This is a genomic window from Chromobacterium haemolyticum, assembly GCF_002081825.1.
Taxonomy (GTDB): domain Bacteria; phylum Pseudomonadota; class Gammaproteobacteria; order Burkholderiales; family Chromobacteriaceae; genus Chromobacterium; species Chromobacterium fluminis.
In genome coordinates this window covers 22,146-36,343 of the sequence record NZ_MUKU01000015.1, presented here as the reverse complement: position 1 = coordinate 36,343, position 14,198 = coordinate 22,146, and the positions used below count along the sequence as shown (strand labels likewise).

At 60.0% G+C, this 14,198-nt stretch carries 13 protein-coding genes; 4 read left to right on the top strand and 9 right to left on the bottom strand.

The genetic code is table 11. The features are described from left to right. Positions 1-155: 155 nt before the first annotated feature. The 4 genes from B0T39_RS13130 to B0T39_RS13115 form a co-directional block, all read right to left on the bottom strand. The gene (locus B0T39_RS13130) at positions 156-830 is read right to left on the bottom strand and encodes an OmpA family protein (RefSeq protein ID WP_081547306.1); all 675 of its coding nucleotides are present in this window, start codon (positions 828-830) and stop codon (positions 156-158) included. Positions 831-1,068: 238 nt separating this feature from the next. Next, positions 1,069-1,581: a DUF934 domain-containing protein gene (locus tag B0T39_RS13125; protein ID WP_081547304.1), complete on the bottom strand. Its 513-nt coding sequence runs from the start codon at positions 1,579-1,581 to the stop codon at positions 1,069-1,071. Continuing rightward, positions 1,565-3,223, bottom strand: a complete 1,659-nt coding sequence (locus B0T39_RS13120) for a nitrite/sulfite reductase (RefSeq protein WP_081547302.1) — start codon at positions 3,221-3,223, stop codon at positions 1,565-1,567. The genes B0T39_RS13125 and B0T39_RS13120 overlap by 17 nt, the downstream gene beginning before the upstream one ends. A 19-nt stretch (positions 3,224-3,242) precedes the next feature. Further along, positions 3,243-3,947 carry a phosphoadenylyl-sulfate reductase gene (locus tag B0T39_RS13115; RefSeq protein ID WP_081547300.1) on the bottom strand — a complete coding sequence of 235 codons (705 nt, stop codon included), beginning with the start codon at positions 3,945-3,947 and terminating at the stop codon, positions 3,243-3,245. A gap of 112 nt (positions 3,948-4,059) precedes the next feature. On the opposite strand from B0T39_RS13115, the gene cysB reads away from it, so the two are divergent. Further along, entirely contained in the window at positions 4,060-5,004 is a 945-nt protein-coding gene (gene cysB / locus B0T39_RS13110; protein WP_081547298.1) for an HTH-type transcriptional regulator CysB, read from the top strand. Positions 5,005-5,071: 67 nt separating this feature from the next. Here cysB and fabG read toward each other — a convergent pair whose 3' ends face one another. Together fabG and B0T39_RS13100 are read right to left on the bottom strand one after the other, a co-directional pair. Beyond that, on the bottom strand, positions 5,072-5,812 hold the full coding sequence (fabG, locus tag B0T39_RS13105; protein ID WP_043638508.1) for a 3-oxoacyl-ACP reductase FabG: 741 nt from the start codon (positions 5,810-5,812) through the stop codon (positions 5,072-5,074). Positions 5,813-6,065: 253 nt separating this feature from the next. Then, on the bottom strand, positions 6,066-7,697 hold the full coding sequence (locus tag B0T39_RS13100; RefSeq protein WP_039755612.1) for an ABC-F family ATPase: 1,632 nt from the start codon (positions 7,695-7,697) through the stop codon (positions 6,066-6,068). A 175-nt stretch (positions 7,698-7,872) separates the two neighbouring features. On the opposite strand from B0T39_RS13100, the gene dapA reads away from it, so the two are divergent. Together dapA and bamC are read left to right on the top strand one after the other, a co-directional pair. After that, positions 7,873-8,748, top strand: coding sequence for a 4-hydroxy-tetrahydrodipicolinate synthase (gene dapA / locus B0T39_RS13095; RefSeq protein WP_081547296.1), 876 nt, complete (start codon positions 7,873-7,875; stop codon positions 8,746-8,748). A 31-nt stretch (positions 8,749-8,779) separates the two neighbouring features. Next, complete coding sequence (gene bamC / locus B0T39_RS13090; protein WP_081547294.1) at positions 8,780-9,907, top strand: outer membrane protein assembly factor BamC; 1,128 nt, start codon at positions 8,780-8,782, stop codon at positions 9,905-9,907. A gap of 699 nt (positions 9,908-10,606) precedes the next feature. Here bamC and B0T39_RS13080 read toward each other — a convergent pair. Continuing rightward, positions 10,607-11,740 carry a ribosomal protein uL16 3-hydroxylase gene (locus tag B0T39_RS13080; protein WP_081547290.1) on the bottom strand — a complete coding sequence of 378 codons (1,134 nt, stop codon included), beginning with the start codon at positions 11,738-11,740 and terminating at the stop codon, positions 10,607-10,609. Positions 11,741-11,879: 139 nt separating this feature from the next. On the opposite strand from B0T39_RS13080, the gene B0T39_RS13075 reads away from it, so the two are divergent. Further along, on the top strand, positions 11,880-12,359 hold the full coding sequence (locus tag B0T39_RS13075) for an FKBP-type peptidyl-prolyl cis-trans isomerase (protein ID WP_081547288.1): 480 nt from the start codon (positions 11,880-11,882) through the stop codon (positions 12,357-12,359). A 264-nt stretch (positions 12,360-12,623) separates the two neighbouring features. Here the strand turns inward: B0T39_RS13075 and B0T39_RS13070 are convergent, their stop codons facing one another. After that, positions 12,624-13,379, bottom strand: a complete 756-nt coding sequence (locus B0T39_RS13070; protein ID WP_081547287.1) for a phosphatase PAP2 family protein — start codon at positions 13,377-13,379, stop codon at positions 12,624-12,626. Then, the gene (prmC, locus tag B0T39_RS13065) at positions 13,379-14,197 is read right to left on the bottom strand and encodes a peptide chain release factor N(5)-glutamine methyltransferase (RefSeq protein WP_081547412.1); all 819 of its coding nucleotides are present in this window, start codon (positions 14,195-14,197) and stop codon (positions 13,379-13,381) included. The genes B0T39_RS13070 and prmC overlap by 1 nt, the downstream gene beginning before the upstream one ends. Position 14,198: the final 1 nt, after the last annotated feature.

Genomic DNA, 14,198 nt, shown 5'->3' with positions numbered 1-14,198 from the left:
CCTGAAAACCTTCGATTGTATCTGCCAGCCACGGATAGCGTCCAGCCATGAAACGCAATTGGGCCGGCAACGGCGGACAGAGCCGGCCATCCGCCGCCCAATGCAAAAAGCCCCGCAAGATTGCGGGGCTTTTTGAGCAGAGCAACTAATCGAGATTACTTCTTCTCAACCAGGGACTCTTTAACCGCGTCGATGGTCAGCTCAACGCGACGATCAGACTCGATGCATTCCTTGATAGCCAGGTTCTGCTTGGAACCTTTCTTCTGGTATTTCGGGAATTTGGCCTTGCACTCGGCAGTCATCTTGGCTTCGGCAGCGCCGCGACCTACGGAGGTCACTTTTTCAGCCGGAACGCCAGCAGCGATGAAGTAGCCTTTAACAGCGTCGGCGCGCTCTTGCGACAGACGGTTGTTGTAAGCGGCGGAACCCATGAAGTCGGTGTAGCCAGCAACTTCAACGGACTTCAGGTAGCCTTTGCCAGCGTTGGCTTTCAGCTTTTCAACCAGCGGGTCCAGTTCGTTCTTGGCGTCAGCGCGCAGCTTGGCCTTGTCGAAGTCGAACAGCACTTTAGCGGACAGGGTGACTTTTTCTTTTTCGGAAACCAGCACCGGCTTCGGAGCTTCAGCTACCTTGGTAGCTTCGCGGTCGCCACATTCAACCAGGCCGTCTTTGGCCTTGTCGAAGAAGTTGGTTCTCCAGCACTCGCCGTAGTTGTTGCGAGTCACGGATTCGGTGGACTGGTCAACGGCATAGCCAGGTTTAGCAGCAAAAGCGCTAGCGGAAACCAACAGAGCAGCAACCAGGGCGCTCAGTTTCAGCTGTTTAGTCATGTTATTCCCTCTTTAATCTATAAAATGGGTAGCAATGCGGGCTGACGCAAAGACCACACGAACAATTTTACTGCAAACAACAGGGTGATCTGCAAACTGTGTTTATGCAGTTAACCCGCACTATAGAAACGCTGCAACCCCATGTCAACTTAGGGCGCCACAGATTGCGAGCAATCCGTTGCAAAAAAACGTCAAAAAAAGCGTTTTTTTGCGGCCTTTGTCTCGCATAAACCACACATTACGGCGATGTGACGCGCCTACGAAACAGTGGCAACGGGTTCAGCACGGTAGCCTGATAGTTTTCGCTAAAAGTATTGAAACCATCCAGCGAAGATTCCAGCGCCTTGCCGTCCTTGATGGCGAATGCATCAAAACCAACTTGCGCCATGGAGTGCAGTAAGTCTTGCCAGACATCCCCAATCGCCCGCAGTTCCCCACGATAGCCGTAACGCTCGCGCAGCAAGCGGGCGTGACTGTAGCCGCGACCATCGGTAAAGGCCGGAAAATCGACGGCGATCAGCTCCAACTCTGGCAAATCGGCCAGTAGCCGCGCCGGATCGTCGTCCGGTCCCAGCCAGACCCCCACCCGCGCCGCGTGGCTGCGCCAGAACGCGCGCCGCTCCAGCCAATCGGATAGCGGCACGATCACATTGCCGCCCGCCGCGGTTTCCGGCAACTGGCCGTTTTCATCCTGGCGCAGCAGATTCCAATCGTCCGGCCGGACTTGCCCCTGTTTAATGATGTTTGGCATATACCCGCTCCTTGAAGGGTTCGATGCCGATGCGGCGCACGGTTTCAATGAAGCGCTCACCCGAACCGCGTTGTTCCAAATAAACGCTCATGATGGTGGTGAAGGCCTTGGGAACGTCGGCCTGAGCAAACGAGGGCCCTATCACCTTTCCAATGCTGGTGGCGCTCCCCTGGCTGCCGCCCAGCGTGATCTGGTACCACTCCTCCCCGTTCTTGTCGACGCCGAGTATGCCGATATTGCCGATGTGGTGATGGCCGCAGGCGTTCATGCAGCCGGAGAAATTGCAGTCAATGTCGCCGAGGTCGTACAGATAGTCCATGTCCTCGAAGGTTTGCTGAATAGCCTCCGCCACCGGAATCGAACGCGCGTTGGCCAGCGAGCAGAAGTCGCCGCCCGGACAGCAGATGATGTCGGTGAGCAGGCCGATATTGGGCGTGGCGAAGCCATGCTCTCGCGCCAGTAGCCACAGCGCGTGCAAGTCCTTCTCCCGAACGTCCGGCAACACCAGGTTTTGCTCATGAGCGACGCGCAGCTCGCCAAAGCCAAAGCGGTCGGCCAAATCCGCCGCCGCGTCCATCTGCTCCGCGCTGATGTCGCCGGGCGGCACGCCGGCGCGCTTCAGCGACAGCACCACTGAGCGATAACCCGGCCGCTTGTGGGCGCGGGTATTGCGCTCCGCCCAGCGAGCGAAACCTTTGTCCTCTTCCAGCGAAGCCTGCAGTTCGGTTGGGTTGGCCTGCAGCGTCTGATACGGCGGATCAGTGAAAAAGCTGGCGTAATGCGCGACGTCCTCGTCACGCAAGGTGGCAGGGCCGCCCTTGATATGCAGCCATTCGTCCTCGACTTTGGCTGCGAAGCCCTCCACCGTCATCGCCTTGACCAGAATCTTGATGCGCGCCTTGTACTTGTTGTCGCGGCGGCCAAAGCGGTTGTAGACCCGTAACACCGCGTCCAGATAGGTCAGCAGATGCGGCGTGGGCAAAAAATCCTTGACCACGTCGCCGACGATGGGAGTACGTCCCAGGCCGCCGCCCACCATCACGCGGAAGCCCACTTCGCCGGCCTCGTTGCGCACCACGTGCAGGCCGATGTCGTGCACGCGGGTGGCGGCGCGGTCTTCCACGCTGCCGGACACCGCTATCTTGAATTTGCGCGGCAGGAAGGTGAACTCGGGGTGCAGCGTGCTCCACTGGCGGATGATCTCGCACCAAGGCCGCGGGTCCAGCAGTTCGTCGCCGGCCACGCCGGCGAAGGCGTCGGTGGTAGTATTGCGCACGCAGTTGCCCGAAGTCTGGATCGCATGCATCTCCACCGTGGACAGCTCTTCCAGGATATCCGGCACCCGCGCCAGTTCCGGCCAGTTGAACTGAATGTTCTGGCGGGTGGTGAAATGGCCGTAGCCCTTATCGTAGCGGCGGGCGATGTCGGCCAACTTGCGCAGCTGGCCGCTGCGCAGATGGCCGTAGGGAATGGCGACGCGCAGCATCGGCGCGTGGCGCTGCACGTACAGGCCGTTCATCAGGCGCAGCGGGCGAAACTCGTCCTCGCTCAGCTCACCGGCCAGATAGCGCCGGGTCTGATCGCGAAACTGAACCACGCGCTCGCGAACGATGCGGTGATCGACTTCATCATATTGATACATGGTGCTCTTTCAGACGGCGCTATGCCGGACGTTTCAACGGGCTGGCCTTGCCGTGCAGGCCGCACTCCTTGGAATCGGGGTTTTCCCACCACCAGCGCCCAGCTCGGACGTCCTCGCCCACCGAAATGGCCCGGGTACAGGGCGCGCAGCCGATGGAAGGGTAATGGCGGTCGTGCAGGGCGTTGTAGGGCACTTCGTGCCCGCGCAGATAGTCCCAAACATCGCGCTCGCTCCAGTCCAGCAGCGGGCTGAACTTTTGCAGTCCGTTGTCGGCGTCGTATTCGCTGACCTGCAGGTCCTGGCGCGTCGGCGACTGTTCGCGCCGCAGCCCTGTGATCCAGGCTGACCGCCCGGCCAGCGCGCGCCGCAGCGGCTCCAGCTTGCGTACCTGGCAACAGGACTTGCGCGCGTCCACGCTGTGGTAAAAGCCGTTGATGCCGTGGAGACCGACGTACTGCTCCACCGCGGCGGCCTGAGGGAAATACACGGCGACCGGGTGGCTGGGATAGCGCTCTTCCACCCTTTGCATCAGATCGTAGGTTTCCGTCGGCAGACGGCCGGTGTCCAGGCTAAAGGCAGCTATGCCCAGACCCAGACGGGCGATCAGATCGGTCAGTACCATGTCCTCGGCGCCGTAGCTATTGGCCAGCACGGCGTCAGGATGCGCGGCGGCAATCGTCCTGAGGCAGGCGACGGTGGCGTCCAGTTTTGCTTCCAGGCTCATCAGAGGCTCCAGGCAGGAAATTTCATGACAATCCTACCCAAGCCGCTTATAAACCGAAAAGAATATTGTGTTAGTATTTAATTACTACAGGTTTTATAGAGGATGGCGTCGCATGAAGCTGCAACAACTGCGTTACTTGGTGGAGGTGGCCAAGCAGGGGCTGAACGTCTCGGAAGCCGCGGAAAAACTGCACACCTCGCAGCCGGGCATTTCCAAGCAGATCCGGCTGCTGGAGGATGAGTTGGGCATCCAGGTCTTCATCCGCAACGGCAAGCGGGTGGTTTCAGTCTCCGAGCCGGGCAAAGAGGTGTTGCGCATCTCGGAGCGCATTCTACGCGAAGCGCAGAATCTGAAACGGGTGGGCGACGAATTCTCCAAAGAGGCGGAAGGCGCTCTGACCATCGCCACCACGCACACCCAAGCGCGCTACGCGCTGCCGCCGGCCATCGCCGAGTTCGTTCGACGTTACCCTAAGGTGAGGCTGTCGATCAAGCAGGGCAGCCCCACCCAGATCTGCGAAATGGTGGTGTCCGGCGAAGCCGACCTCGCCATCGCCACCGAAGGCATTGCTTTGTACAAAGAATTGGCGATGCTGCCCTGCTATGAATGGAACCGTTCCATCGTGGTGCAGGAAGGACATGAGCTGACGGAGTTGGATCGCCCTCTGACGTTGGCGGACATCGCCCGCTACCCCATCGTCACCTACGACTTCGCCTTTGCCGGCCGCTCTAAGATCAACAAAGCTTTTGCCGACCAGGGCCTGGCGCCCAACGTGGTGCTGACTGCGATCGACACCGACGTCATCAAGACCTATGTCGGCCTGGGGCTGGGCATAGGCATCATCGCCAGCATGGCTTACGAGCCGGAGCGCGACCTCAATCTGCAATTGCTGGACGCCGGCCATCTGTTCGAACCGTCCACCACCAAGATAGGCATCCGCAAGGACGCCTATCTGCGCGGCTTCGCCTACACCTTCATCGAGCTGTTCGCGCCGCATTTGCACCGGCGCGAAGTCGAAGCCGCGCTGCTGGCGCGCGACCCGGACAGCGAGGATTGAAACCTCTGTGGCCCGACAAAGCAAAACGCCCCGATATCGGGGCGTTTTCACATGCGGACGCGACGAATCAGAGCGTCAGACCGCCGGTCACTTCGATGGCCGCGCCGTTGATGTAGCTGGCCTCGTCGGACGCCAGGAAGGCATAGACGTTGGCGATCTCGGTCGGATCGGCCATGCGTCGCATCGGCACTTTGTCCTCCATCGCCTGGATCACCTTCTCCGGCATCGATTGCAGGATGGGGGTGGCAACGAAGCCCGGGCACACCGCGTTGGCGCGAATGCCTTTTTTGCCCAATTCCTTGGCCCAGGTTTTGACGAAGCCAATGACGCCGAACTTGGACGCAGCGTAGTTGGTCTGGCCGAAGTTGCCGTAGACGCCCACCACCGAGGACGCGTTCAGAATCACGCCGCCGCCCTGCTCCACCATGGTGTCGATCACCGCGCGGGCACAGTTGTAAACGCCTTTCAGATTGATGTCGATCACCTTGTCGAACTGGTCTTCGGTCATCTTCATCAGTTGAGCGTCCATGACGATGCCGGCGTTGTTGACCAGAACGTCGATGCGGCCGCGGCGGTTTTTCAGATCGGCAACCATGTCCGCGATCTGACCCTTATTCGTCACATCCACCTTGTAGCCGATGGCTTCGCCGCCGGCCTGCTGCAACTCCTCTACCACCGCGTTAACAGCGTCCAGATTGAGGTCGCAAACGGCGACGACCGCGCCTTCTTTAACGAATTTCTCGGCTGTCGCCTTGCCGATGCCGCTGGCGGCGCCGGTGATGATGGAGACTTTACCTTTCAAGCGCATGGATTTTCCTTACTGACTTTGTAGATGACAGGCAATCCGCCCAGAGGCCGGACTCACAACTCCACCATCGACCACCTATGGCCAAACACCTGTTTTTATTGGTTATTTTTTAAAGCAAAAAGAAAAGCGGAAGTTTGTGCGCCGCAGCCATTGCAGTGCACAAGACGCACTGCAATATAGCGCACTCACTCCCGCCGGTAAAGCAACTGCTCTACAGGTCAGTTACCGAGTGTAACCGACCATAAGCAGCAACTTACTCCAGGCCTTTGCTGGCCAAGTAGTCTTCGTAATTGCCGGTGTAGTAGTCGTACCCGCCCTTGCCGTCCAGCTCCAACACATGCGTCGCCAGCGAGCTGACGAACTGACGGTCGTGGGAAACGAAGATCAAGGTGCCCTTGTACTTCTCCAGCGCCATGTTCAGGGATTCGATCGACTCCATGTCCATATGGTTGGTCGGCTCATCCATAATCATCACATTCGGCTTTTGCAGGATCAGCTTGCCGTACAGCATGCGGCCCTTCTCGCCGCCGGACAGCACGCGAACCGGCTTGCCCACCTCGTCGCCGCCAAACAACAGACGGCCCAGCGTGCCGCGGATCACCTGCTCGTCGTCGCCCTCCTGGCCCCATTCGCGCATCCACTCGGTCAGCGTCATGTCGCTGTCGAAATCGGCCTCGTGGTCCTGTGCGAAATAGCCCACCTGAGCTTTCTCCGCCCATTTGATCGAGCCGTGGTCAGCGCTCAGGCCTTCGGCGAACTGCGCGTCAAAGGCGCCGGCCAGCAATTTGACCAGCGAGGTCTTGCCCGCGCCGTTAGGGCCGATAATGGCCAAGCGGGCCCCTGCCTCCAGGATCAGGCTCAAATCCTTGAACAGGACCTTGGTATCGTAAGCCTTATTGAGGTGATCCACCTCCACCGCCTGACGGTGCAGTTTGAACTTGTCGTCCATTTCAAAACGAATGAACGGGTTTTGACGGCTGGACGGCTTCACTTCCACCATTTCGGACTTCAGCTTGTCCACCTGCTTCAGTCGGCTGGTCGCCTGGCGCGCCTTGGACTTGTTGGCAGAGAAGCGGGCCACGAACTCTTGCAGTTCCTGGATACGTTCCTTGGCCTTGCTGTTGGACGACAACTGGCGTTCGCGCGCCTGGGCCGACGCGATCATGTAGTCGTCGTAATTGCCCGGGTAGATACGAATGGTGTTGTAGTCCAAATCCGCCATGTGGGTGCACACCGAATTCAGGAAGTGACGGTCGTGCGAAATGATGATCATGGTGGAGTTGCGCTCGTTGAGCACGTTTTCCAACCAGCGGATGGTGTTGATGTCCAGGTTGTTGGTGGGTTCGTCCAGCAACAGGATGTCCGGATTGGAGAACAGAGCCTGAGCCAGCAAAACACGCAATTTCCAGCCCGGCGCCACTTCGCTCATCGGGCCGGCGTGCTGTTCCACCGGAATGCCCACGCCCATCAGCAGTTCGCCGGCGCGCGCCTCGGCGGTGTAGCCGTCGTATTCGGCGAACTTGGCTTCCAGTTCGGCCGCGTGCATGTAATCGTCTTCGCTGGCTTCCGGGTTGGCATAGATGGCGTCGCGTTCGCTCATCGCCGCCCACATTTCGGAATGTCCCATCATCACCACGTCGATGACGCGCTGATCTTCATAGGCGAACTGATCCTGGCGCAGCTTACCCAGGCGCAGGCCGTTCTCAATGGCCACCTCGCCGCTGGTCTGCTCCAGGTCGCCACCCAGAATCTTCATAAAAGTGGATTTGCCGGAACCGTTGGCGCCGATCAGGCCGTAACGGTTGCCTTCGCCAAATTTGACGGAAACCTTTTCGAACAAAGGTTTGACGCCAAACTGCATGGTAATATTGCTTGTGGTAATCACGCTTATGGATCCTTCAGCCAAATAGCCGTAAGTATCGGAAAAACGTGGGATTCTAGCACAGTGCGGGCGTTTTCCCGAACCGTCCGTCAAGGAAACGCCGCCTACCTTTTGCCAGCTTCTCGAATTCCGCTACAATCGTAAGCCTTGTTTTCTATTCCCTGAGATAGGCTGAACTATGCTTACCGGCAGCTTGGTCGCCCTGGTCACCCCGATGTCCGCAGACGGCTCGGTCGACTACGAGGCACTGCGACGACTCGTCGATTTCCATATTGAGAATGGCACCGACGGCATTGTCGCGGTTGGCACCACTGGCGAATCCGCCACATTGAACGTGACCGAGCACATCGCCGTGGTCAAGGCGGTTGTCGAATACGCCGCCGGCCGCGTCAAAGTCGTCGCCGGCGCCGGCGGCAACTCCACGGCCGAAGCGATCGAACTGAGCCACTTGTCTCAGGAGGTTGGCGCCGATTACGTGTTGTCGGTCGTGCCTTATTACAACAAGCCCACTCAGGAAGGTCTTTACCAGCATTTCAAAGCGATCGCCGATGCCAGCAAGCTGCCGGTCATCCTTTATAACGTGCCCGGCCGCACCGTTGCCGACATGAGCAACGACACCGCGCTGCGCCTGGCCGCCCACCCCAACATCGTCGGCCTGAAAGACGCCACCGGCGACATCGGCCGCGCCTGTGATCTGGTCATGCGCGTTCCGGACGGCTTCACCCTCTACTCCGGGGACGACGCCACCGGCATGGCTTTCATGCTGTGCGGCGGCCATGGCGTGATCTCGGTCACCGCCAATATCGCGCCCAAATTGATGAGCGAGCTTTGCAAAGCCGCCACCGGCGGCAACGCCAAGCTGGCTCGCGAAATCAACGACAAGCTGCAAGGCCTGCACAAGCAGCTGTTTATCGAACCCAACCCGATTCCGGCCAAGTGGGCGCTGGCGCGGATGAACCGGATTCCCTCCGGCATACGCCTGCCGCTGACGCCGCTGTCCATCGACGCGCAAGCCTCCGTGGAAGTGGCGATGAAACAAGCCGACATCCTTTAATCCTTCCTCTGCCGAAACGATGGGAGACCGCATGAAACGAACCGCGCCCGCCGCGATTCTGCTGGCAACCGGCATTATCGCCGGTTGCAGCTCGCAACAGCCGCTGACCAAGAAGCTGGACTACCAGTCCGACAAGCCTAAAACCGTCAACACTCTGGAAGTGCCGCCCGACCTGACCGCGCCGCAAATCCAGAACAAGTACACCATCCCCGGCGCAGCCAGCGCCGCAGCCCAAGGCGCCAAAGTCGACTCTCCGACCCAACAGCCGGCGGCAGGCAGCTCGGTCGCCCTGAACCAGCTGGACAACGTCAAGATGGAGCGCGCCGGCACCCAACGCTGGCTGGTGGTATCCGGCAAGAGCCCGGAACAGCTGTGGCCGGCATTGAAGGCCTTCTGGCAAGACAACGGCTTCGTCATCAAGAGCGAAGACCCGGCCGTAGGCGTCATGGAAACGGACTGGGCGGAAAACCGCGCCAAGCTGCCCAACGACGGCCTGCGCAAACTGCTGGAAACCGTCGGTCTCGGCAGCGTCTACTCCACCGGCGAGCGCGACAAGTTCCGCATTCGTCTGGAAAAGACCGCCAACGGCACCGAAGTCTACTTCTCCCACCGCGGCATGGAAGAAGTCTATGCCGACACAACCAAGACCAACACCATCTGGCAGCCCCGCGCCACCGACCCAGGCCTGGAAGCCGAGTTGCTGGGCCGCTTCATGATGAATCTGGGCATGGCCGAGGACAAAGCTCGCGAACAGGTCAAGCAGACGCTGAGCGCGCCGACCAAGCCGCAAACGCCCATCGTCGACGGCCAGTTGGTGCTCAGCGACGAGTTCGACCGCGCCTGGCGCCGCGTCGGCTTGGCGCTGGATCGCGTCGGCCTGGTGGTCAGCGACCGAGACCGCTCCCAAGGCGTTTACTTCGTCAAACCGGCCAAGAGCGAAACCGACAAGAACGAATCCGGCGGCTTCTGGTCCAGCCTCGCCTTCTGGAAGAGCAACGACGGCAAGTCCGCCAAGCCCACCGAGCAGGAATACCGCGTGCAAATCAAGGAAACCGCGCCCGGCTCCAGCACGGTGTCCATTCAGGACAAGCAGGGCAAGCCTCTGTCCGACGCGTTCAGCAAGGCCGCGCTGTCGAAATTGCAAACCGAGCTGCAATAAGACGCGAAATCAGCGCGTGCCTTAAAAAAGAAAAGCCCGCTATCGCGGGCTTTTCTTTGCACCTTGATTATCAAACTGCCAATCAGTTAATCCGGCCATAGACAATCAGGCAAAAATGTAACACTTTGTAGCGAACAGACAATTGTGTTGTTTTCATGTTGCAACACCCCTTGTTCCATTTGCTACAGATACAAAAAAACCGGCCATAGCCGGTTTTTTTGTCGCAGGCCAAGAATTACTTGGCAGCGGAAGCCTCAGCAGCCGGAGCGGAAGCAGCAGCCGGAGCGGAAGCTTCAGCAGCCGGAGCGGATGCCGGAGCGGCAGCCGGAGCGGATGCTTCAACAGCAGGAGCGGAAGCTTCAGCCGGAGCTTCAGCTTTCTTACCGCAAGCGGACAGGGCTACAGCCAGCAGGGCAGCAACGAGGAGCGACTGTTTCATTTTTTCATTACCTTTGAGGATAAGTTGAACAAGACGTCAGTTATCGCACGGTCTTCGAAATAAGCCGGGCGACTGAAAATCCATCAGTGCGCAAATTGTATCACGAAAAAAAAGGCTGTATAGGGGGCAAAATTCCAAAAAAACACCTTTGCCCATAATCCTCTTCCGCAAAGCAGCATAGCCACAAAAACGGGCGTTTACCCCTGTCGTTGAGGCCAGAATTTGTCGATATCACTTGCGCATCCGAACAATTTCTGTGGTTATTTTGCTACATTCGTCGCCAAATGCCAATAGCCTGCCAGATATCCCTCATACAAACATTCCTGCATGCCGGGCCCAAGCGCCGCGCCTGCAATGCGTCTGGCATTGGCGAAGGCGCGCCAGGCCTCGAAATCCCCCTCTTCCACCTCCAGTTTCTCGCCATTGCAATAGAAACTGTCGCCGCAGAACAGAATCTGACTCTTGCGATCCAGCTCCAATCCATGCTCGGCCGCTTCGATCTCGAATTCGTCTTCATCCAACTCCTCTTCCGGCGCCTCGTAAAAGACATGCGCCTTGGGTTCGGTCAGATAGTGGCCCAGAAAGTCGCCCACCGCGGCCTTGTCCCAGCGAATCTGCTCCAGCAGCCGGCTAACCTGCTCCACCATCTCATCGCCTATTCGCGCCGGATCTTGCTGCAACGTGAGGTCGGGGTCGGCGTACACGCCTTCCACGCAGAGGCGGTCTTGCAAATGCACCAGGAATTGTGTCGCCAGTTCCTGCGCCGGCGGGGCGCGAAAACCGATCGAATAAGTCATGCCGGGATCCAACGCCACGCCGTGATGCGCGCACTTTGGCGGCAGATAGAGCATGTCGCCGTGCTCCAGCACGAACTCCTGCTCGCAGCGGAAATCCTTCAGCACCCGGATCGGCGCGTCTTCGATGAAGTCGTCGTCGTGCTGGGTGGATATCTGCCAGCGCTTGCGCCCGCCCACTTGCAGCAGGAACACATCGTAGGCGTCGAAATGCGGGCCCACGGTGCCGCCCGGCGGCGCGTAGCTGATCATCAAATCGTCCAGCCGCGCGTAAGGAATGAAATTGAAACGCCACAGCAGCTCGTCGATGTGCGGCAGGTGCTGGTTGACGCCCTGCACCAACAAGGTCCAGTCCGTCTCCGGCAGGCGGCGGAAGCGCGCCGGGCGGAACGGACCGCGCTCTAGGCTCCAGCGTCCGTCGCGACATTCAATCAAGCGCGATTCAGCGTCTTCGCGGGTCGCCAGCTGAGACAGCACCGAAAAATCCGCCAGCGGCCCCACTTCGGTCAGGGCGCCGCGGATCAGCAAAGGCTTCTTGTGCCAGTACTCGGCAAGGAACTGTTCGGGCGACATCCCGCCCAGCAAAGTTGTTGTGTTCATGGCAGTTTCACGGGCTGAAACGCCCGGCAATGGTTTACAATAAGGGATGCGCGCAATGGCGGCGCATCTGAAAATCGTTTTCGATGGCCGGCTTGCGCCGCCATCTGCTTTATTGACCTTCCTTCACGGATCCGCACTCATGCAAATCTCCAAAAACACCGTCGTTACCCTCCACTACGAGATGTTCGACGCTGACAACAACCTCCTCGACAAAACCGAAGAGCCGATCAGCTATCTGCATGGCGGCTACGACGGCATCTTCCCGCTGGTGGAAGAAGCTTTGGAAGGCAAGGCCGTTGGCGACTCCATCGACGTCAAGATGACGCCGGACGACGCTTTCGGCGACCCGGAAGAAGAACTGATCCGCCTGGAAGATCTGGACGTGTTCCCGGCTGACGTCGAAGTCGGCATGATGTTCGAAGCTGACGATCCGGAAACCGGCGACGTGCTGCTGTTCCGCGTCACCGACATCGCCGACGGCAAGGCCGTTGTCGACGCCAACCACCCGCTGGCCGGCCAAAGCATCCGCTTCGCCGCCAAGGTTGTGGAAATCCGTGCAGCCAGCGCCGATGAAGTCAGCCACGGCCACGCCCACGGCGAGCACGGCCACCACCATTGATCAGGCAGCCAGCCAAGCCGGCATTGTAATGCTTTTGCCGGTTCGCCGGCCTGATTTCGACAAAGGCGGCCCGATGGGCCGCCTTTGTCATGCCTGCGCGCGGAATCCGCCGCGCTATCTCTAAAGGGCCTGCTCAAAGTCTCGCGAGCCAGGGCGAGACAAGGCGAAAACGGCTGAGAAAGCGGAATGTACGAGTGGTACATGAGCATTTCGAAGCCGTTTTCAACGTTGTATCGCCGACGCGCAGCAGATCGTAAGCAGGCACTAACGAGCGAGCCACCAGCGCCGGCAGCCAGCGGCAAGCACCAGCGAGCACACCGCCAGCCTCAAGCCGTACTCCTCATGGCTGCCGGGCTTGTACAACAACCACAACAACTGCAGCGCCAGAGCAGGCAGCATCAACGATTGCAGCCGCGCGCTCAAACCCGCAGGCCACCCTTGAGGCCAGGCCCAGCGGCAGGCGCCGAACATAGCGGCCCACCCCAGCAAGGCGCCCACCGTCACATCCAGCGGCCAATGCACGCCGGTAGCCAGCCGAGCGCACATCACCAAGATCACGCCGACGCTCAGCCACAAGCCCTGTCGCACCATGCCTGAATAGTAAAGAAAGCTCGCCAGCGTGGCGGAGGCCATTGCATGGCCGGAGGGAAAAGAACCGTTGCCGGGCAAGTCGTCCAGCAATTGCACCGCGCCAGGAGGCAGCACCAACGGCGGCCGCGGCACGGCGAAGCCGGCTTTGAGCACAATGGCCAGAAACACGCCGGCGCCGCAGCCGAACAATAAAGCCGGCAGCTTGTCCGGCCGTCGCCAGCTCAGGGCCAGCAGCAGGGCCAGCACCGTAGGCCAATCGCCCAACACATTGAGCAGCCGCCAGCAGACGGCGGGCACGATGCGCGCCCCCTGATGCACGGCAAGAAAAACCTCCCGGTTCAAGTCCGGCGACAACAGCAAGGACAGAATCAAAGGCGACAACAACAACGCCGGCCACAGCCGGCGCAAATAGGACAACTTAAACCACATCAGTCAGCTTTCATCGTTGCAAGGGTGATTCGATCCAGACCCGCCAGATCGACAATGGTTTCCACTTGCAGCAAACCCGTGTCGGAGAAAAGCCGACGCACTGCCTCGCCTTGATCGTAGCCATGCTCGACGATCAAGCAACCGCCCGGAGCCAGCCGCCTCGGCGCGCCTGCGGCGATGGCGCGCAGACAGGCCAGACCGTCGGCTTCGTCGGTCAACGCCATCCGCGGCTCGAAACGCACGTCTCCCTGCCCCAAATGCTCGTCGTCGCGCCGGATGTAAGGCGGATTGGAGACAATGAGATCAAAGACCGCGTCCGCCGGCAGCGCTTGATACCAACTGCCCTGATAAAAATCGACGCGCGCGCCCAGACGCTCGGCGTTGCCGCGGGCGACGGCCAGCGCCTCGGGCGACAGATCGACAGCGCTCACCCGCCAAGCCGGCGCTTCCAGCGCCAAAGTCGCGGCGATGGCCCCGCTGCCGGTGCCCAGGTCCACCACGCGGGCGGCGCCCCGGCCGGTCCGTTCCAACGCAGCCTCGATCAGATGCTCGGTTTCCGGCCGAGGAATCAGCACCTGCGGCCCCACGGCGAAATCGCGGCCGTAAAACTCGCGCCGGCCAATCAGATAGGCCACCGGCTCTCCCGCTGCTCGCCGGGCCGCCAACGCGCGGAAACACGCGTCTTGTTCCGCGCTCAGCGCCTGCTCCGGATAAGCGGCGATGCGGGCGTGGGTCAGCTCCGGCGCCGCCTGCTGCAACAGCATGCGCGCTTCCAGACGGGGCAAGGGGTATAGGCGCAAGGCCTCGGCTATCGTCAAC

Excerpts from the sequence above, each read along its gene's own strand:
- B0T39_RS13120 (WP_081547302.1), bottom strand. The coding sequence starts at position 3,223 with ATGTATCAATATGATGAAGTCGATCACCGCATCGTTCGCGAGCGCGTG.
- B0T39_RS13080 (WP_081547290.1), bottom strand. The coding sequence starts at position 11,740 with ATGAACACAACAACTTTGCTGGGCGGGATGTCGCCCGAACAGTTCCTT.
- dapA (WP_081547296.1), top strand. The coding sequence starts at position 7,873 with ATGCTTACCGGCAGCTTGGTCGCCCTGGTCACCCCGATGTCCGCAGAC.
- B0T39_RS13115 (WP_081547300.1), bottom strand. The coding sequence starts at position 3,947 with ATGAGCCTGGAAGCAAAACTGGACGCCACCGTCGCCTGCCTCAGGACG.
- bamC (WP_081547294.1), top strand. The coding sequence starts at position 8,780 with ATGAAACGAACCGCGCCCGCCGCGATTCTGCTGGCAACCGGCATTATC.
- B0T39_RS13125 (WP_081547304.1), bottom strand. The coding sequence starts at position 1,581 with ATGCCAAACATCATTAAACAGGGGCAAGTCCGGCCGGACGATTGGAAT.
- fabG (WP_043638508.1), bottom strand. The coding sequence starts at position 5,812 with ATGCGCTTGAAAGGTAAAGTCTCCATCATCACCGGCGCCGCCAGCGGC.
- cysB (WP_081547298.1), top strand. The coding sequence starts at position 4,060 with ATGAAGCTGCAACAACTGCGTTACTTGGTGGAGGTGGCCAAGCAGGGG.
- B0T39_RS13075 (WP_081547288.1), top strand. The coding sequence starts at position 11,880 with ATGCAAATCTCCAAAAACACCGTCGTTACCCTCCACTACGAGATGTTC.
- B0T39_RS13130 (WP_081547306.1), bottom strand. The coding sequence starts at position 830 with ATGACTAAACAGCTGAAACTGAGCGCCCTGGTTGCTGCTCTGTTGGTT.
- B0T39_RS13070 (WP_081547287.1), bottom strand. The coding sequence starts at position 13,379 with ATGTGGTTTAAGTTGTCCTATTTGCGCCGGCTGTGGCCGGCGTTGTTG.